Annotated in this window: 17 protein-coding genes and 2 pseudogenes; 4 read left to right on the top strand and 15 right to left on the bottom strand. The window is 36.9% G+C overall.

Features of this window, described 5'->3' with window-relative positions:
* Positions 1 to 9: 9 nt before the first annotated feature.
* A complete protein-coding gene (paaZ, locus tag IPL24_06835; GenBank protein MBK8363401.1) occupies positions 10 to 2,064 on the bottom strand; it encodes a phenylacetic acid degradation bifunctional protein PaaZ in 2,055 nt (684 codons plus the stop codon).
* Positions 2,065 to 2,389: 325 nt separating this feature from the next.
* Here paaZ and IPL24_06840 point away from each other — a divergent pair, with 325 nt between their 5' ends.
* The 3 genes and pseudogenes from IPL24_06840 (at position 2,390) to IPL24_06850 (ending at position 3,484) form a co-directional block, all read left to right on the top strand.
* Entirely contained in the window at positions 2,390 to 2,749 is a 360-nt protein-coding gene (locus IPL24_06840) for a 30S ribosomal protein S6 (GenBank protein MBK8363402.1), read from the top strand.
* 11 nt (positions 2,750 to 2,760) lie between these two features.
* Positions 2,761 to 3,027: a 30S ribosomal protein S18 gene (locus IPL24_06845; protein ID MBK8363403.1), complete on the top strand. Its 267-nt coding sequence runs from the start codon at positions 2,761 to 2,763 to the stop codon at positions 3,025 to 3,027.
* Between the two features lie 12 nt (positions 3,028 to 3,039).
* Positions 3,040 to 3,484: pseudogene (locus tag IPL24_06850) on the top strand (50S ribosomal protein L9).
* 268 nt (positions 3,485 to 3,752) lie between these two features.
* On the opposite strand, the gene IPL24_06855 reads toward IPL24_06850, so the two are convergent.
* The 7 genes and pseudogenes from IPL24_06855 to IPL24_06885 all read right to left on the bottom strand — a co-directional run bounded on the left by IPL24_06855 (position 3,753) and on the right by IPL24_06885 (position 13,865).
* Entirely contained in the window at positions 3,753 to 5,069 is a 1,317-nt protein-coding gene (locus tag IPL24_06855) for a T9SS type A sorting domain-containing protein (GenBank protein ID MBK8363404.1), read from the bottom strand.
* A gap of 191 nt (positions 5,070 to 5,260) precedes the next feature.
* The gene (locus IPL24_06860; GenBank protein MBK8363405.1) at positions 5,261 to 6,754 is read right to left on the bottom strand and encodes a T9SS type A sorting domain-containing protein; all 1,494 of its coding nucleotides are present in this window, start codon (positions 6,752 to 6,754) and stop codon (positions 5,261 to 5,263) included.
* Between the two features lie 512 nt (positions 6,755 to 7,266).
* A pseudogene (locus IPL24_06865) lies at positions 7,267 to 7,808 on the bottom strand (SRPBCC family protein).
* A 135-nt stretch (positions 7,809 to 7,943) separates the two neighbouring features.
* Positions 7,944 to 9,635, bottom strand: a complete 1,692-nt coding sequence (locus IPL24_06870; protein MBK8363406.1) for an SBBP repeat-containing protein — start codon at positions 9,633 to 9,635, stop codon at positions 7,944 to 7,946.
* A 148-nt stretch (positions 9,636 to 9,783) separates the two neighbouring features.
* The gene (locus IPL24_06875; GenBank protein MBK8363407.1) at positions 9,784 to 10,917 is read right to left on the bottom strand and encodes a hypothetical protein; all 1,134 of its coding nucleotides are present in this window, start codon (positions 10,915 to 10,917) and stop codon (positions 9,784 to 9,786) included.
* Positions 10,918 to 11,027: 110 nt separating this feature from the next.
* Entirely contained in the window at positions 11,028 to 12,536 is a 1,509-nt protein-coding gene (locus tag IPL24_06880; protein ID MBK8363408.1) for a T9SS type A sorting domain-containing protein, read from the bottom strand.
* A gap of 96 nt (positions 12,537 to 12,632) precedes the next feature.
* Positions 12,633 to 13,865, bottom strand: a complete 1,233-nt coding sequence (locus IPL24_06885; GenBank protein MBK8363409.1) for an ABC transporter permease — start codon at positions 13,863 to 13,865, stop codon at positions 12,633 to 12,635.
* Between the two features lie 182 nt (positions 13,866 to 14,047).
* Between IPL24_06885 and IPL24_06890 the strand changes: the two genes are divergently transcribed.
* Positions 14,048 to 14,299: a hypothetical protein gene (locus IPL24_06890; GenBank protein ID MBK8363410.1), complete on the top strand. Its 252-nt coding sequence runs from the start codon at positions 14,048 to 14,050 to the stop codon at positions 14,297 to 14,299.
* Positions 14,300 to 14,443: 144 nt separating this feature from the next.
* Here IPL24_06890 and IPL24_06895 read toward each other — a convergent pair whose 3' ends face one another.
* The 7 genes from IPL24_06895 to IPL24_06925 all read right to left on the bottom strand — a co-directional run bounded on the left by IPL24_06895 (position 14,444) and on the right by IPL24_06925 (position 18,418).
* Positions 14,444 to 14,722, bottom strand: a complete 279-nt coding sequence (locus IPL24_06895) for an HAD-IA family hydrolase (protein MBK8363411.1) — start codon at positions 14,720 to 14,722, stop codon at positions 14,444 to 14,446.
* Complete coding sequence (locus tag IPL24_06900; GenBank protein ID MBK8363412.1) at positions 14,707 to 15,063, bottom strand: hypothetical protein; 357 nt, start codon at positions 15,061 to 15,063, stop codon at positions 14,707 to 14,709. Before IPL24_06900 ends, IPL24_06895 begins: the two co-directional genes overlap by 16 nt.
* Positions 15,064 to 15,080: 17 nt before the next feature.
* The gene (locus IPL24_06905) at positions 15,081 to 15,410 is read right to left on the bottom strand and encodes a hypothetical protein (GenBank protein ID MBK8363413.1); all 330 of its coding nucleotides are present in this window, start codon (positions 15,408 to 15,410) and stop codon (positions 15,081 to 15,083) included.
* Between the two features lie 129 nt (positions 15,411 to 15,539).
* The gene (gene upp / locus IPL24_06910; GenBank protein MBK8363414.1) at positions 15,540 to 16,187 is read right to left on the bottom strand and encodes a uracil phosphoribosyltransferase; all 648 of its coding nucleotides are present in this window, start codon (positions 16,185 to 16,187) and stop codon (positions 15,540 to 15,542) included.
* 10 nt (positions 16,188 to 16,197) lie between these two features.
* Entirely contained in the window at positions 16,198 to 17,115 is a 918-nt protein-coding gene (locus IPL24_06915) for a hypothetical protein (protein ID MBK8363415.1), read from the bottom strand.
* Positions 17,112 to 17,558, bottom strand: a complete 447-nt coding sequence (locus IPL24_06920) for a hypothetical protein (GenBank protein MBK8363416.1) — start codon at positions 17,556 to 17,558, stop codon at positions 17,112 to 17,114. The genes IPL24_06915 and IPL24_06920 overlap by 4 nt, the downstream gene beginning before the upstream one ends.
* Before the next feature lie 269 nt (positions 17,559 to 17,827).
* A complete protein-coding gene (locus IPL24_06925) occupies positions 17,828 to 18,418 on the bottom strand; it encodes a hypothetical protein (protein MBK8363417.1) in 591 nt (196 codons plus the stop codon).
* Between the last annotated feature and the right edge of the window lie 13 nt (positions 18,419 to 18,431).

Raw genomic sequence — 18,431 nt, forward strand, 5'->3', positions numbered from 1 at the left:
GAATATTTTCTAAGCTTGTTGTTCTTTGCATGCAACAAGAGTGAGCACTGTTTCCAATGCAACAATTTCCTGTTTTTGATTTACTACCTGCACATACCATTCAACTACGCCCTGATCAAGTTGACCTTCACGTTTGTCTTTCTTTGTCTTTCTCTGACAAGTCAGTTTTACCTGTATAGTATCGCCGATGTAAACCGGTTGTATAAATCGTAAGTTGTCTAATCCGTAATTTGCCAATACCGGACCTTTTTTCGGATCAACAAATAAACCCGCTGCTGCAGAGATCACAAAGTATCCGTGAGCAACACGTTTTTCGAAGATCGAACCTTCAAGAGAAGTTTCATCCATATGTGCATAAAAGAAATCTCCACTTATTCCTGCGAAGTTGACAATGTCAGCTTCACCTACTGTTCTTTTATGCGTGATCAATGTATCTCCAACTTGTATCTCTTCAAAGTATTTGCGGAACGGATGAATGACATCTTCTTTCATCGCTGCTCCGGGCAGATACGTATTCAAAATCTTTGTGAGTGTAGTAGGGGAGCCCTGCAAAGCTGTTCTCTGCATATAATGATGCACACCACGAATTCCACCCATCTCTTCGCCGCCACCTGCACGTCCCGGACCACCATGTACCAAATGCGCAAGTGGTGAACCATGTCCGGTCGACTCTGCTGCACATTCCTGATTGATGATGACCATCCGCCCATGCATAGAAGCAGAGCCTAGTACGACTTGTTTGGCAAAATTGTTATCACCGGTCACAATCGATCCTACCAGACTTCCTTTGCCCATCCTTGCAAGCTCAATCGCTTCCTCAGTAGACCTGTAAGGCATAACAGTATTCACCGGACCAAACGCTTCTATTGAATGCGGTTCAGAATGTTTCATCGGATCTTTGCAATAAAGCAACATCGATGAAATGAATGAACCTCTTTCAGAATCTGCGCCTACAACATCTACTTTATCTAAATCACCGTATACCATTTCACAGGCATTTAATAAGCGGCGAACATTTTCTTTCACGTCTTTGACCTGATCTTTACTTGCCAATGGTCCCATACGTACACCTTCAACAGCAGGATCGCCAATTACATTTCCTTTCAATCGTTCTGACAAAGCTTTTATAACAGCTTCAGTCATATTTTCCGGAACAATTGTTCTGCGGATTGCAGTACATTTTTGTCCGGCTTTCGAAGTCATCTCACGAGTTACCTCTTTGATGAACAACTTGAACTCTTCAGTGTCCGGAGTTGCATCGGGTCCAAGAATAGAACAGTTCAATGAATCTGCTTCCATGTTGAACCGGATCGAATTATTGATGATCTCCGGTGAACTCTTTAACATTCTTCCTGTCTTAGCAGAACCTGTGAAGGTCACTACATCCTGACAAGTCAGATGTTTGAACAGATCCCCAACGCTACCACAGATCAACTGTAGTGAACCTTCGGGAAGTATTTTTGAATCGATAATTTCTTTTACAACTAATTCAGTCAGGTAAGAAGTAGAAGTTGCCGGTTTAACAATTGCCGGTACTCCAGCTAAAAGGTTGACTGCAATTTTCTCCAACATTCCCCAAACCGGAAAGTTGAAGGCATTGATGTGAACTGCAACTCCTTCTAAAGGTACGCATATATGATGACCGACAAATGAACCTGTCTTAGAAATCATTTCCATGTTGCCGTCGACGTAGAAAGATTCGTCCGGTAATTCACGACGTCCTTTACTAGCCATGACAAAAAGATTTCCGATTCCGCCGTCGATATCGACCCAGGAATCAGCTTTTGTTGCTCCCGTAGCACCCGAAAGAGCGTAAAAGTTCTTTTTCTTCTCATTTAAGTGCATTGCAAGTGCTTTGATCATTCTTGCACGCTCATGAAAAGTCATTTTACGCAATTTGTAGCCGGCTTCTTTTCGGCCATATTCAAGCATGGCTTCGAAGTCCAGTCCATTGCTGGTCGAAGTAAAAAGTTCTTCGCCGGTAATGGCATTAAACAGAGGAGTACCAAGACCTTCGCCTTCGACCCATTGTCCGAGAGTATAATTTTTAAGCTTTACAGCCATAGTTTTTTACAAAAGTTTAGGGCCTATTGGCCCAATCCGGCTAACCATGCGGTTTTCCGGGGATTTTGTGGTCTTTTATTCAAAATCAATTACTTAACTGAAGAAGACCGTTCATAAATGTGGAAGGAAATTGAGACTGTAAAGATACGCCAAAGTCGGTTGAAGTCAAGTTATTTACCCTATTAATTATCACTTTCTTAGAGAAAAAATCTGCCATTTTGTATTGACAGAAAATAGTTGATCGATTTTCGTTTTAAATCTTGTATTTGACTGAAAATTATCTACATTTGCAGCCCAAAATAAAAACTCCGTAAAAAAAACAAACATGTCAAATCAGTACGAGACAGTGTTTATCATGACTCCTGTTCTTTCGGAGGAACAGATGATGGATACTGTGACTAAATTCAAGAAAATCCTCACCGACAACGGTTCCGAAATTGTTTATGAAAACAACTGGGGATTGCGCAAACTGGCTTACCCGATCCAGAAAAAAAACACGGGATTTTATTATCTGATAGAGTTCAAATCTGAAGGTGATCTGATCAACAAAGTTGAGACAGAATTCCGGAGAGATGAACGCATCATGCGCTTCCTCACCGTTAAGTTGGACAAACACGCAATTGCGTACAACGAGAAAAAGCGTAAGAACGCTGCGTTGAAAAAAGAAGAAGAAAAAGTCGCTTAAACGAAAAAACGATGGCAGCACCAAACGAAGTACGTTACCTCAATCCGCCAGCGGTTGACACGTCAAAAAAGAAATACTGCCGATTCAAAAAGAACGGCATTAAATACATCGATTACAAAGACGGTAACTTCTTGTTACGTTTTGTAAACGAGCAAGGTAAAGTTTTACCTCGTCGCCTTACAGGAACTTCATTGAAATATCAGCGTAAGGTTGGACAAGCTATTAAACGCGCGCGTCACATTGCTTTGATGCCGTATGTATCTGATCTATTAAAATAAGGAGAACGAACCATGGACATTATCTTAAAACAAGATCTCGATAACCTCGGCTATGCTGACGAAATCGTAAAGGTGCGCCCGGGTTACGCTCGTAACTTCCTTATCCCAAATGGACTTGCAATTATCGCTAACGAAGAAAATCGTAAAGTTTTAGCTGAAACTATGAAACAACGTGCTCACAAAGCACAGAAAATCAAAGGTGGCGCTGAAGAACAAGCTAAGAAACTTGAAGCTATGGTCATTAAGATCGGTGCTAAAGTTGGTGAAAGCGGAAAGATCTACGGATCAGTAAACGCTCTTCAATTAGCTGATGCTCTTTCAAAACTTGGGTAGAAGTAGATCGTAAAAGATCCACCTTGACTCAGATCACATCAAAACACTTGGAGTGTACACTGCAATGGTGAACCTTCACAAAGATGTGAAAGCAAAAGTAAACTTCGAAGTTGTAGCTGAGTAATCAGTCTCTGACTTAAAATACAAAAGGCAATCAACGGGAGTTGGTTGCCTTTTTTTTGTATTCTTATTTCCCGCAGATTTACGCAGATAAGGCGCAGATAAATTCGCAGATCTTACTGTTGAGTATTGTGCTTGATCGAAGTTGAATTTTTGCTTGTATTTTTTTTTGATATTAAAATTTAATTGAAATTTGAAACGAAAAATCTGCGAATTTATCTGCGCCTTATCTGCGTAAATCTGCGGGAAATTTTTTAGGCTTCGATGTAAATTTATTGTTTTATGAATTTAATGGTTTTCAATTTATTGTCACGTTTCATAATCAGATAGTACATTCCATTGCTGAATTTTGAAATGTCAATTGTTTCCCCCTTAAATATAAAATTACTATAAACTTCCCTTCCTGTTGTATCAAATACTTTTATTTCTTTTAGTGGAGTATTATTGCTTTTATTTAATATTTGAATTCTATCTGATGATGGATTTGGAAAAATAGAAATTTCGTCGCGTTCAATTTCATTAGTATTTAAAAGCGTAGAGCAATATTCAGGATAGGTAACTGTATTCAAAAAAAATGAAGAATCTGACGGAAAAAAGGACGAGATATTAGATCCACCTGTAGATAAAGGCGAAGTGGCGGTTACCGAAAAAGTACATTGAAGTGGTGTTGAAATTAAACACGAGTCTTCAAATAATGTGTCGAAATGTATTTCTGTTCCTAAATATAAATCAATGATCTCGCGGTTTCGATAATTGAGTGTGTGATCCATGGATCCGTTTATTGAAGTCCATGTGTTGAATATTATAGGAACACCACTAGAATTTACTTTTAATCCAAAAGTTGGATAGTTGGAAGTTGATACCCAATATTTTCCTATTGCATAAATATTCCCATCTTCATCACTAACACATGACTTAAATTCCAAGGTGCTCAAACTTGGAATATTGTAACAATATGCCCAGATAATATTTCCATTGTCATCAAATTTTATAAAAGCAGCAGTTTGTGTTGAAGGGCCACTTGTAGAATAGCCGTTAACAGCAACTAAATATGTTGAGTCTTTTAGAGGTAAAAAACATTTAATTTCAGCCGCAGATGTAAACCATGCACTTACAACAGTAACATCCCGCCCTAGACTATCTACCTTAACAATAGATGGGATATGAGTAAAACCTGGACCATGACGTTGATAGTACCAAGCCCCACTCGTAAATGAAGGTAACATTTTTCCTAATGTATATCCATTTGCAGAAGATTCAATTCTGGTTTGCGTTGTAATTGTGTTTCCGTTTGTGTCTAACACCACAATACTCACATAATAACTCGGTGTAGGGCTAGATTGTATCGTTTGTTGAATATTCAGAACATAAACAAAATGGCCATCAAAAACACATCCATAGACTGCATTTCCATATGTAGGTGTTGTTTGTATTATCTCCCCATTAAAGTTCTTTACCCAAACTGTATTTCCCACAGTGTCCGCACGATAAACAAGATTTCCATACGCTCCATAAGTATCGGCATTAGACTTTTTAAAGTTGATTAATAATAGAAGTAAAATTGTCAGGAGTCGTACATGTCTTTTCATAGAAAGTAAAGATGCACTTTATCCTTTATCTGAAATCAAACAAATGGTTAAATACATTATTTGTCGCGTGAATCACTATATTTTGAGTATGAACTTTTCATAAAAATTGAAACGAATAGATCTGCGAATTTATCTGCGCCTTTTCCGCGGAAATCTGCGGGAAATATTTAAGCGTAATCATTCAACATTTACTATTGTTTAATAAATCTATTTCTAACCATCTGCTTTCCACTAATCAATTCTATATAATACAATCCATTCGAAAGCGAACTCACATCAATACTTTTTGAAGTTGCTTTTGTCTCGATGAGATTCTTACCCAGGTTGTCAAAGATCCTCACTCTGTAATCTTCACTTTCTTTCAAATCAAAATTAAATGAAATTTTATCTGTAGCCGGGTTTGGATAAATTGTCACTAAGCTTTCTGATTTCTCTAAATCGGATACCGATGTAATCGCTGACTGACTCCACTTACAAACAAACATATCCGTCGGCCAGTTTGCTGTTTGATTTGCATTGATCAATGTGAAAGCTCCAATTTGCATGGTGTCAGAATAATATAATCCTGCTATGTACATCGTCGAATCGTAGCATTTTATATCGGAACTATTCCGGAAACTTGCAGCACCTGTTAAAATAGTGTCTTGCGAAGTAATATTAAAGGATGGATCGTATCTGAATAGAATAAGTCTTGAATAAATTTCAAATGCCATTACACTGTTCCCCTGAGGATCCATGTTGAATTGAATGGAAGGGAAGAATGATTGAGCAATCGGACCAACTATCTCTCTGTCTATATTTCCATTCAGGTCAATTTTGATGATCTTGACTGTATCGCTATTATCTGTAAAATCATCAAAGGCCCAATACACATAGTTTCCGTTTAGTTGAAGACTGTTGTTATGATCAAACGTTATATAGTTTCTCGAATGAAACCACAATGCTTTAAAAGTACTGTCGTATTTCATTACGAAATTCTGATATGAAAAATTGAGATTAGCCTGTATGGAATCAAACACAGCAAAATTGCCGCATGTGCCACTTAAATAAACATTTCCATCATCATCGGCAATGATGTTTGTATTTGTTCTCGCTTCTGTATTGTTGTTGAATTCACTCTTGATTATATTACCTTGTGCGTCTAGTTGATGAAATGATGTAAAATCATTTACTGCTCCATTCATTTCAGAAGTGATATACATGTTTCCGTTTTGTGTAATGTAAAGATCGTAAGGACGGAAATCGTCTTGGACAGGATTGACATCATTAAGCCAGAGTAAAGTTCCGGCTTGATCAAATTCACAAATGAAACCACTGTAAGAAAAAATTCCTGAATGGATCGTTGTACCGTCAATTTCTAAACTGTCCATATAATATCCAATGATTACAGCATGATCAGTTGACGATAACTCAAGATCGGATATGATAACATCGCCGGGAAAAACTTTGTTCCATAAAAGCGTCTGAGCGTCATCTCTTTTTTCAATTTCAGAAGAGAGGTGATTAACGGAAGAATCCCTTTGACTCGCCAGATAGAAATTATTGGCCTGATCTTTCCGGATAGATATAGCTTGCGTAAGCGATGGCTTAGCCGTCGTATATGCCCAGTCGAAATTTTGAGCATCTGAACTTTTTGTAAATGTTGCTGTCACAACAAAGAAGAGAAAAAGTAGAGTGTTTTTCATGTATTTGAATTTTGCGTATGCAAGTTAAGGATATATCTATTTCCATTTATTGAATATTCAGGAAACTTGATGAACAGGGAAAAATCAATGATGAAACAGGAAAATTGAATTTTGACCGGAATAGAATCTTCAAAATCAAACAAAAAAAAGAAGGTCACAAAGTACTCCATGACCTTTCTTGATATGTTAGTATTAGTTGAGAATTATATATTAAATCAACTGTTCGGAGAATAAATTTCTATCAAGCCCCCACATTTTGTTGACATACATCTTTTTGAATCAGAGATAAAGCAGTTCTTGTGCGAGGAGTCCACGCGCTGCGCGAAATCATTTGAAAAGTTGAATCAGGGATGTAACCAATAATCGAAGATTTCAAATGATTTGGTGCGCGTGGTGGCCTTTTTTTGTTTCTTTTTTTGGCCAAACAAAAAAAGAAAAATTGAAAGTAATGGGCCTCAAGTTAGTACTCAGTTTCAATTGAAAATGTTTTATCGGACACTAATTATTATTTATCAAGGTTTCTCCATCACCGTCTTCAAATTCCTAAGCCCCATTTCCAGGTCCCCGCCGATTTGTTTGTCCATATCCATTATCAGATTAAAAATATTCATTGGGTAAGGAAAGGCGCCGTAGAATCCCCATTTAACTTTAGTAGAAGAACCGTCAACATTTTCAGTGATCATGTAGGCGTCATCTTCAGCCTCAAATGGAACTTTAAAGCGAAGTTTAACATCCATTCTCTCTCCTTCTGTGATCTTTAATATTTCCTGTTCTCCAACTCCAACATTTTCATCGGTACTTTCCCATGAAGAAATAAATCCAACTGTACCGTCTGTTCCTGAATATGATTTTTCATATTGGGATCAGCCATATTCCATTTACTGTAGTAATCCTGATTCTTAATATACTTTACATATTCCCATACATCTTGCTTCGGTTTGTTTATCACAATTTCTCTTTCAACGGCATAATCTTTCTTGACAAATAATGCAACAACTAATGGTATTGCAATGATGATTGCTATTACAATTAATATTTTCTTTAGAATTTTCATTTTAATTTTGTTTTTGTGTGGTGTACAATTGTTTTTGCAAGTATAAACTAAAATTAGAATTTTTAGAAATACACATCATAATTCAACCTACATGAAAATGTGTTTTTTAATCTCATAGATTATTTAATCCAAGAATTAATTTTTTACAATTTTATAAGATTGATTACTGATTTGGAGGATGTAAATTCCATCATTTAAAAACTCTAAATTTAAATTTAGAATTTTGCCGGTTGTATTGCCTTTTAAAACACATTGTCCCAATAAATCAATGATTGAATATTGTTCAGAATGATTTGATGGCATTTCAACAGTTAAATTCCCCGTACTTGGATTTGGAAAAATTGAAATGCCGTCATGTGTCTGGACATTATTCATTCCTGTGCCTATTGATTTCATTTTTTGGATAAAAATGTCAAAGTGAGTATTCCCATTTGCTACCATATTAAAAACTCCTGCACCCGGATCAAAATCAGATGTGTCCATGAATGTTCCAACCGTAAATATATTTGAACCGGGATCAAGTGCAATATCATAACCGATATCTGCATATTGTCCATCTGTCATTCCACTCCATACAAAGCTGCCTGCTGAATCGAGAATGTTAATATAGGTGCAACTACTGATAGGAAATAAATTGTAAACGTTCGGACCGGGATCGAAATCTGTTGTATCGAATGAATATCCGGTTGAATACACATATCCGTAACGATCAAGAGCAATTCCATAACCATGATCGGAACCACTTCCGCCAATCACTTTTACCCAATTCAAATCGCCGGTTGAATTTAATTTGGTTATAAAAAAGTCTTCCGTGTTTTGATAGGCGCTGAGATTATATGTTGCAGTACCCGGATCGAAATCAGATGTTCCCTGAAAAGTTCCTGTTATGTATGTGTTGCCTGATGAATCGGCAACCATCTCGTGTGCTTCCTCATAGTCCGGTCCGCCAATCTGTTTTGCCCAGATATAATTTCCTGCTGTATCAAGCTTTAACATGAAAATATCATAAACACCAAATGAAGTCATTGTATAAATATTCGGTCCCGGATCAAAGTCGCCATCGTTTTGAAAAACTCCCATCACATTTACAAATCCATCTTCTTTTAATGAGATTGAACGCCCTCTTTCAAGAGCTAGTCCACCAACACTTTTTGCCCAGATAAAATTTCCTGCTGAATCCATTTTCAGAATGAAAGCATCAGCAAAAATTCCTGATGTTAATGGAAAAGAATTCGGTCCCTGATCAAAATCTACAGTGCCTTCGAAAAAACCTGTAGTATATACATTGCCGACCTTATCCAGATCAATACCATAGCCAACATCGTCGGAAGTATTTCCTAAAGCAATTGCCCAACTTAAATTTCCCTGTGCATTCAATTTGCAAACGAAAGCATCATGACTTCCATTCGCTGAAGTTAAATTATACGTGTTTGCAGAATCAGGATCAAAGTCTGCGATATCCTGAAATTCACCTGTGATATATACATTTTGATTAGCATCTACAGCAATAAAATTACCATTGTCATTGCCAATCCCGCCCATATTTCTTGCCCAAACTAAATTTCCATTTGGATTTAGTTTCAAAACAAAAATGTCAGCTGGAATTCCCGGCGCTGTCAAATTGTAGACTCCTGCATTGGGATCAAAATCAACAGTGCCCTGAAAATTTCCGGTGACATATATATTCCCATCATTGTCGGTCGTAACTGAACTTGGATAATCATGTCCAAGGCTACCGGCTCTCTTTGCCCACTGAAAGGCCGGAATCTGAGCTTGTAGGTAAAAACACGATAGTAAGAGCGAGAATAAAAGGAGATATTTTTTCATGGAACAGAATTTTGAATATGATCAAACTAAAATGCACAATCATTATCTTTTAGCCAAGTTAAAAATAGAAAATTAATTTAAAGTTTAAAATAATTTTGTTTGTAAGCCTGCCTTGGTTTTTATGACCAATAATGAATCGTTATAAGTATTAGCCCACCCATTCACCATTCAGAAATCTAAAAAAGAAAATTCCCTGGAAAGTGAAGTTTATAGCAGAAAAAAGCAACAAAGAATAGTTGCTTGCCCATTTATTATCTGATTTTATACAAATGAATAACATCAGGTAAATTGAAATCAAAGCAAATTTCAGAAGCGCCAGTATATGTACATATGACCCAAAACTTAGCCAATAGATCATCAGGATCAGCAGACAGATCAGAATTTGTTTGACGCTGAATTTAAAATCTTGTTTCAGATAATAATCTACTGCTACAAAAATAAAAGCAGATGCCAGGACAAATCTGTTCAGACTAAATAAACTGCCCCCTCTGAACAATATGACAGACAATGTGATTCCTGACAAATAGGCCAGAGAAAATATTAATTCCGGAGGAAAGAATTTTATTGCGGAGGCTCTTTTTCTGATCATAAAAAACAATAGTAATATACCTGAAATTAATCCGACTAACATGGCAGTACCATCTAAACGCACAATTAATCCACCGGCCCAGGAAGTGAAAGGCAATTTAGGAAGCTGAAGTTCATTGCCCCACATTTTCTGTGCAGCAAAGAACTTAAACCATTCTCCGGTGTCATTGAATTGAACAAATCCTACTACTACTATCCCTGCACCACACACCAATAAGTAAATTCCTGTTCTTTGAAGAATCTGTTTCATTGAGCCATTACTAAAACATTCAACAATGATCAATGCCGGGATAAAGACTGTAAATGCAGGCCGGGCAAGCGTACAGAAAAACAAACCCGTTAGGATATATCCGAGTTTTTGTTGTTTCACGCCAACCAGAATTAAAGTTGAACAAGCAAAGAAGATGGATTCAGTATAGGGTAGATAGAAAAACATACATCCCGGAATACTTAGGAGTAAAATTAATTCCGGAACGCTTGGTTTGAATTGCTTGGCAAGAATATAAAATGAAATAAAAAAGATCGATGCGTTTATGATTGAAATTAAAGGCGGACTGACATTCAATAATTTCCAGAAAAATGGAAACAATGGAAAAAATGCTACACGGAATCCTTCGTAGCCATTATCTTTTATCCATGAATAATGTTCAGCATCCCAGTTAAGGAAGTTCGCAGAAGCTAAAATTCCGGGCATGAAAAATTTATTGACCAGGAAAAGAAGCACTGAAAAAGTAATATGTAAAGGCTAATAATTTTTAACTCGCTTTTAGACTTTAGCATATTTTCAAAAATTGAAACAGTAAACTATTTTACTTTTAAAATCCGGAAGGATCTGTTACTACCGTTCTCAAATTCAATTTTAATAAAATAAACGCCTTCCGAATTGTCAGTTAACGATACGAAATTTATTTCTGAATTTGAAAGATCTTTCAGTTCATTTACACATTTTCCCATGAGATCATACACAAGAATTCTGCTAAGAGGTGATTTGTCTTTAATTTGAATTGTAACAACTCCTGACGTCGGATTGGGATAAATTGAAAAATTCAGATCGTCGTTCGTTTCTTCGATACCAATTGGTGATAGCGTTTCTGTAAATGAAACTAAACTATATACAACCGGAGCAGTGACACTTGAATCCGAATTCAGATAGACCAGCAATGCATCGGAATTTCCTAATCCATAGCTTGATGTATAACCAACAATTGCAACTCCACCTTGAATTGTGTTGATCATGCTATAACCTTCCTCATCATTAGGCCCTCCGAAACTTTGTCCGCCATTAACTGAAAATCCTGAAGAGTTATACCTCGTCATAAAAATACTCTTCGCTCCATTTCCACTTGGATTTTTTTGTCCTATGAGAAAAAGTTCATTGTTAGAAATGGGAATGATTTTTTTAGCATCATCATCTTCTCCGCTTGCACTGTTATACGACCAGATCACAGTACTGTTAGTGTCAAGCTTAGTAACCAATGCATCATTTTTAGTAGAGTCGAATGGGGCTGTAGAACCATATGCGATCAGGTCGCCTGATTGGTCAATTGTACAACCATTTAATAAGTCTCGGCCAAGAAGATGAACTCTTTTCTCCCAGACAAAATTTCCTGTAAGATCAAGTTTTATCAGATAGCCATCCATACCGTCGGCATCTGTGCTGTCAATATATCCTGATAAATATATTGCTGTAGGACTCTGACAAATATTTTTAAAGGCATCATTTCCCGTACTTCCGAAATTATTTGTCCATGTAGTATCACCGGAAGAATTCAAGTGCAGAACCCATGCATCAGTTCCTCCATTACTGAATGAATAACTTTCTCCGGCAAGGAGGATACTCTGATCAGGCATTACTTCCACTGAATAGATAAAATCCCAGTCGCTTCCGCCATAATATTTCTCCCATAGTATTGTTCCTGATACATCAAGACAGATCAAATAACCATCGTATCCGCCATTGCCACCCGAACTGCTTGTTCCAGCAATGAAATAATTCCCGGAATTATTGATAGCAACAGAATAAGCAAGATCAGGTGAAACTCCACCAAATGCTTTCGACCACTCGTGTTCTCCTGTTTTTGTTGTCTTTACAACATATATTGCATTGCTCCCCTGACCGTAGCCATTCGTAATTCCACACATTAAAAAACCACTGTCAGGCGTTTGTACAATGTCTCTGAACTCCTCAAAATTCACTCCACCATATGTTCTGATAAATGCAGTATCTCCACCAAGTACATTAGCGGCTTTGATGTCGTTCACTACAAAGACTGTTAATATCAAAAATATGATCCGGAAAAAATGCTTTTTCATAGGTGTTGAGTAGATGGCAAGGCTTTGAACAAATATAATAACTAATAACGAACTAATTACTAATTACCGATCCTGAATTACGAATCTAAAAATCCATCACTCATACCTTAGTGCTTCAATCGGATCCAACTTCGCTGCTTTTGCTGCAGGATAAAATCCTGAAACAATTCCGACTATAAAACAAATGAATAATCCCAGGATGATCCAGTTCCATGGTATGATAAATCCGGAGTCAAGTAAAAGACTCATGATATTTCCAACGAGAATACCTAAGAAAACACCGATCAAGCCACCCATCTGACATATTAAAATCGCTTCAAATAAAAATTGTCGGCGGATGATCGAAGGAGTAGCTCCTAATGCTTTTCTGATACCGATTTCGCGGGTACGTTCAGTTACTGATACTAACATGATATTCATAAGACCAATTGCTGCACCAAGCAATGTGATGAATGCAATTACATATGCAATCAGTCGCACAAATCCGATCTGTTCGATGAACAACTGTGCAATGCTATCACTTTTTGTGATCTCAAACGTTTCCTCTTCTCCAATTCGCACGCCTCTGATTGTTCTTAGTAAACCGGTAGCTTCACCAATTGCAGGATCCATCATGGCAACATCGGGCACGCTCACATTTATTGAAAAAGACATCCCTTCACGATGGTAATTTTGTTTGACATTGAAAAGCGGGATCAGACAGATTTTATCTCCACCAAATCCGATAGCAGAACCTTTTTCTTTCAATGTGCCGATTACTCTGTATTTATTACTGCCAAGAGAAACGATTTTATCTATTGGATCAGATGTCAGAAAGAGTTTATCTGTAATATCTTTCCCAAGAATTACAACGTTGTCGCCATTCTGAATTTCATGTGCGGAAAAATTTCTTCCTCTGTCAATATTATAGCCCGCAGTGTTTACGTAATTTTCATTACCGCCTAAAATACTAACATTCGGATTGGTCTTTTTGTCATTCCATTTTACAGTGGAAGCGTGTGATGCATAGGTACTGATACTTACTGTTGCGGGAAATTTAAAATCATCTGCAAAACGTGTAGCCTGATAATAATCAATTGGCTTGAATCTTTTAGCTTTCCTTCCTTTGTTACCAATGCGGATATTCATTCCACGATTTTGAATGGTGAAAGAATTAGAACCCATGCTTTGAAAATTTTCACTGATCGACCCATTGATCGCATCTATGGCGGTAAGAATTCCTACAAGTGCCATAATTCCAATTCCGATAATGAGCGCAGTAAGAACTGTCCGCAAAAGCTGACTTCTGACGCTTTGAAAAGCTACCTTTAAATTTTCCGAATATTCCATACAAAAACTGATGTGAAAGTAGGAAATGCATTCAATTTCTTTATAAAAAAGCCGTTAAACATTGTTAAATGCAAGAATATGCTTCAAATCAGTCCGTTAAAGGGTTAAAATCAGCGTATAATTGTACAAAAATGTTTATTTTTGATTCAAGAAAATTAACTCACTAATCATAATTCAGAAAAATGAAAAAAGTCATCGCCCTGGTAGCATTCGCTGCATTCCTTTCAGTAAATACTTTTGCTCAAGAGACAAAGGTTGTATCTGATAAAAAGACACCTGCTGCTACTGAAAAAGCATCTTGCTGTACAAAAGCTACAAAAGCTTGTTGTAAAAACAATGCTTCTGCTAAAGCTTGTACTCCTGAACAAAAAGCTGCTTGTACGCATGAAGCTAAAGCTTCATCGACTCCGGCTCCGAAGTCAGAATCAAAATAATTCTAAAGAAATTTGGATTAAGCGGGTGATCAATCGGTCATCCGCTTTTTTTATGCTTGCTGATTTATCTATAAAATTTTCTGCAACAGATCAAGAGATGCAATTTCGTGTTTCAAATTTTCAGAATGAGGAATCCGGTTCGGATTAAAAAAATACAGCATCCCATCCTGCAGCTAATGCACCAAGTACATCTACTTCCAGTCCATCGCCGATCATAATTGAATCTTCCGGTTTAGATCCGGTAAGTTTTTCTGCAAATTCAAAAATGCGAATGTCAGGTTTCTTGAACCCTGTGTGCTCACTGATAATAATTTCTTCAAAATATTTTTTCAGATCTGATGCTTCCAGTTTTATATGCTGGGCTTCTTCAAAACCATTGGTAATAATATGGAGTTTGTATTTTGACTTCAGATAAGTAAGCACTTCGTGAGAGTGGGGAATAAATGATTTCTGACCGGACTTAATTTAATATAATCTTCGGATAATGCCTTTGGAGTAGTATCAGGATCCAATCCAAGGTCCCAGAATGTAAAAACAAATCGTTTATCACGTAATGTTGCTTTGTCAATTTTCCCCAGACGATATTCATCCCACATCATGGCATTTCTTTCTTTGTATGCGTGATGAAAACTTTCAAAAGTCTTTACGCCAAGACTAAAAAGATTATGTGTATGATATAATTCCAACAATGTTTCACTGGAATTTTTATCAAAGTCCCATAGCGTATGATCAAGGTCAAAAAAGATATGGTTGTATTTTTTCACAGCAAATATTCTTTAGTCTACTTTAAAATTTCGTGTATCGTTCGAGTCTGAGTTAATTGAAAGATTGTAGTTATCAGTAATGACCACGATGTAATGGAAACGAACATGTAGAAAATTATTTTCTTTTTGTTTTTTTCAAGTCTGCTCATAAAAAATGTACCTAGAGGGATTGAAAAAATGACAGGTGTCAGTGCAGCAAGACCCACCAATCCATATTTTCTCCAGATGCGGACGATCTTTCTTGTCCGTGATGTAAATATTTTTTTCTGCGGCGGCACCATACTTTCAACATACTGATAATGGATCTCGAGCAATTCCGGAGTGTCTGCTACCGGTGGCGAAAACATGGTGATGGTCCGAAAGCAAACTTAACGCTGCTTATTAAAATCAATGTCAATATCTTCAGAAAGCCTTCCATCTTACCCTGTATTCTCTAACGAAAGAGAAAAAATTAAATCGTATGAAAATGTAAATTGTTACAACTTACTTCCAAAAGCAAGATCACCGGCATCGCCAAGTCCCGGAACTATGTACGATTGAGCTGTTAACTCTTCGTCAATGGCAGCTGCCCATATAGTAACATTTTCAGGCATATTTCTTTTTACATATTCAATACCCTCCAGACTCGCAAGGGCACAAACTATATGTGTGTGTTTTGGAATTCCTTTATCCATCAATGCCTTAAATGTCATCACCATTGATGAACCTGTTGCTAGCATTGGGTCGCAAAGAATCAGCACTCTGCCATCTAATGATGGACTACCTACATATTCAAGTTTGATGTCAAAAGTGCCATCTTTATGATGCTTTCTGTATGCACTGATAAAAGCATTGTCTGCTGAATCAAAATAATTCAATAAGCCATAGTGTAGTGGAAGTCCTGCACGCAATATAGTTCCGACGATCGGTTGCTCTGATAACACAGGAACATTTGCAATGCCTAATGGAGTTGTTACATCTTTCAATTCAAAGTTGAGAGTCTTTGAGATCTCGTAAGCAAATATTTCTCCGATCCGTTCAAGATTTTTCCGAAAGCGCATTCTATCGCTTTGAATGTTGACATCTCTCAATTCAGCGACAAACTGATTGATGATAGAATTGCTAAGACTTAAATTACGGACCATAGTGGTGGGATTATTTAAACCAACGGAAAGGTATTGGCAGTGTGTTTTTTATGATTTGTAAATATACAATTTCTTGCGAACCATAACTGCGATAATATCGCGAAAGATCGTCATTCATGGAACCTTCAAAATCAAGCACTTTATCCTCGCTTTGATGGCTTTCAATGAAATGATCAATGATCAAACTCATGGAACCTGATTCACGGGCTTCTTTTGAGGTTGCTGAAAAAAGAAAAATGTAGGAGGAACAGGAGTGAAGAAAAACTGCTCCGGCAGTAATTTCACCGGAAAGATTTCTTGTAAAAAGGATTTCGATTTCTTTTCTGATGTAAGCCTGCTCCACCATTTTTTCGAGAAGATCGTATTCTTTATCGCCTAATGCTGCAATTTCTGCTCCCCGCTCTTGCCGGAAAATTTCTGTAAGTGTTCGCAGTTCGTTTCCGGATTCAATTTTTTGATTTGAAAGTTTTGCTTTTTTTAAATTTCGTTTTAAATTATCTGAATAATTTTTACGCAATTCATCAATAGAATTTTTAAGAGAAAGATGATGGGTTCTCCGTTTTGAAATTTTAAAATCGCCGAATGATTCAATCTGATTTGATGTATTCAGATTGATTTCTATAAGTTTGAATTTAGAAGGGATACTTTCTAAAAACAATTTTGTTTTTTCTGCATGAATAAATTCATCTTGTTTGAACAAGCCGCCCTGCTGTGTAAAAAATGGCTGAAATAAATAATTGAAACCATATTTCCTTCTTGAAGTTAATGGGAATACTGCCGCATAATCATCTTCAATTAAGGCTTCCCATCCGGGTGAAACAAGATCAAGATACCAGGATGCAGCATATGCAATACCTGCAGGAGAAGCTTTGATGCAATTATCCCACTTCGATTTGTCTATTTCACTATGGCGAAAATACCTGATCAATTTTTATGTGCTGCTTTTACAATGTCTTCATAAACTTCTTTCCAGCCTTCCCATGGCTTTATATCTGAAATTGATTCATTGTGCCACAAAGACATGAACGTTCCATTTACTGCTTTTACTTCTTTTATCAGCGGACCAACATAGCTCATTACTTCAGCTGGTTGAACTTTCATGTAAAAACGTAGTGTTGCATCCATTACTGCAAAGGGATGAATGCGTAATCGTGTCGGAGTATCTCGGCTTAGATCGTAGAAGTAAAAGGAAGAACAAATTCCTGCGCGAAAACCTACTTCACCTGAAAAGCCCATAGTATAATCATCCGTAATATCATACTCGATCAGATTATGGTATGTTTCCGGTAATTTCATTTTCAGAAAATGCTGACGGCTTTTGGTAATGTCCCGGCGGACAATTTTCTCAAGACGTTTTTTCTCGAGAAACAATTTTGCTACATCCTGATTGGAAGCATAAGATGGATGGATTCCTACTTCACAATAGTCTGCGATCTGTTTTATCAGTGACTGAAATTTCTTACGACTTCCGGAAACATTTTTATCGTTCTCCGCATAGTCGCCAAGAAGAAAAAAGTAGATCGAGCTGATTTTATACTTATTCTGAATCTCAAATAAATGATCGTAAGTGTAATATGGATCCGGCTTCTTATTTAAGATTACCGAAAGCCTTTCAATGACTGCAGAAAAATCGAATCGGCTTAAAGAACGTAAAATGCTCCACTTGTTCTTAAAAAACCTTTTTCTTTAAATGCCCAGGCATTGTCAATATCTATCGTTGAAACGTACTGATAGCTTTGTTCTTTAAATGTCAATTTCGGAAATGCTTCTGCCAGGATCTCGCGGATCTTTTTTGCATAAATATTTACAATTGGTTTATGCAAAAATCCTTTTTGAAATGCCATACTCTGTGCTGCATCAAAACGTTCATGTTTGTCTTTTGTAAAAGGTAGATATTCTTCATACCTGCTGACCATATAAAATGATGCGGCAAATGGATCAAACGGTAAAACGTATTTGGGATGTGTTGCAAAAAATGCTTTCGTATCCTGCCAGTCAAGTACAGAAAGATCCTGCTGCTTGATCTTTTTTTCGAATAAAAATTGTGTGGCAAAGAAGAACAGTTCTTCTCCAAATTGCTTTTCGCTGTAATTGAATTTCGGTCCGTTATAGAAAATAAACTTATCTACGTCGTGAGTAATTTCGAATTCAATGCCTACCAGATCGGTTAGCATCAGATCAAAAATGTACCTCAGACGAGGAGTGGAAGAAGTGGTATATACTAGGACCAACGGGGAGTTTAAA

This window comes from Bacteroidota bacterium (genome assembly GCA_016711505.1).
Taxonomy (GTDB): domain Bacteria; phylum Bacteroidota; class Bacteroidia; order AKYH767-A; family 2013-40CM-41-45; genus JADKIH01.

Bases quoted from the DNA above. Each gene is read 5' to 3' on its own strand.
- upp (MBK8363414.1), bottom strand. From the start codon at position 16,187: ATGGTCCGTAATTTAAGTCTTAGCAATTCTATCATCAATCAGTTTGTC.
- IPL24_06860 (MBK8363405.1), bottom strand. From the start codon at position 6,754: ATGAAAAACACTCTACTTTTTCTCTTCTTTGTTGTGACAGCAACATTT.
- IPL24_06855 (MBK8363404.1), bottom strand. From the start codon at position 5,069: ATGAAAAGACATGTACGACTCCTGACAATTTTACTTCTATTATTAATC.
- IPL24_06845 (MBK8363403.1), top strand. From the start codon at position 2,761: ATGGCAGCACCAAACGAAGTACGTTACCTCAATCCGCCAGCGGTTGAC.
- IPL24_06875 (MBK8363407.1), bottom strand. From the start codon at position 10,917: ATGCCCGGAATTTTAGCTTCTGCGAACTTCCTTAACTGGGATGCTGAA.
- paaZ (MBK8363401.1), bottom strand. From the start codon at position 2,064: ATGGCTGTAAAGCTTAAAAATTATACTCTCGGACAATGGGTCGAAGGC.
- IPL24_06890 (MBK8363410.1), top strand. From the start codon at position 14,048: ATGAAAAAAGTCATCGCCCTGGTAGCATTCGCTGCATTCCTTTCAGTA.
- IPL24_06885 (MBK8363409.1), bottom strand. From the start codon at position 13,865: ATGGAATATTCGGAAAATTTAAAGGTAGCTTTTCAAAGCGTCAGAAGT.
- IPL24_06870 (MBK8363406.1), bottom strand. From the start codon at position 9,635: ATGAAAAAATATCTCCTTTTATTCTCGCTCTTACTATCGTGTTTTTAC.
- IPL24_06905 (MBK8363413.1), bottom strand. From the start codon at position 15,410: ATGTTTTCGCCACCGGTAGCAGACACTCCGGAATTGCTCGAGATCCAT.
- IPL24_06880 (MBK8363408.1), bottom strand. From the start codon at position 12,536: ATGAAAAAGCATTTTTTCCGGATCATATTTTTGATATTAACAGTCTTT.
- IPL24_06840 (MBK8363402.1), top strand. From the start codon at position 2,390: ATGTCAAATCAGTACGAGACAGTGTTTATCATGACTCCTGTTCTTTCG.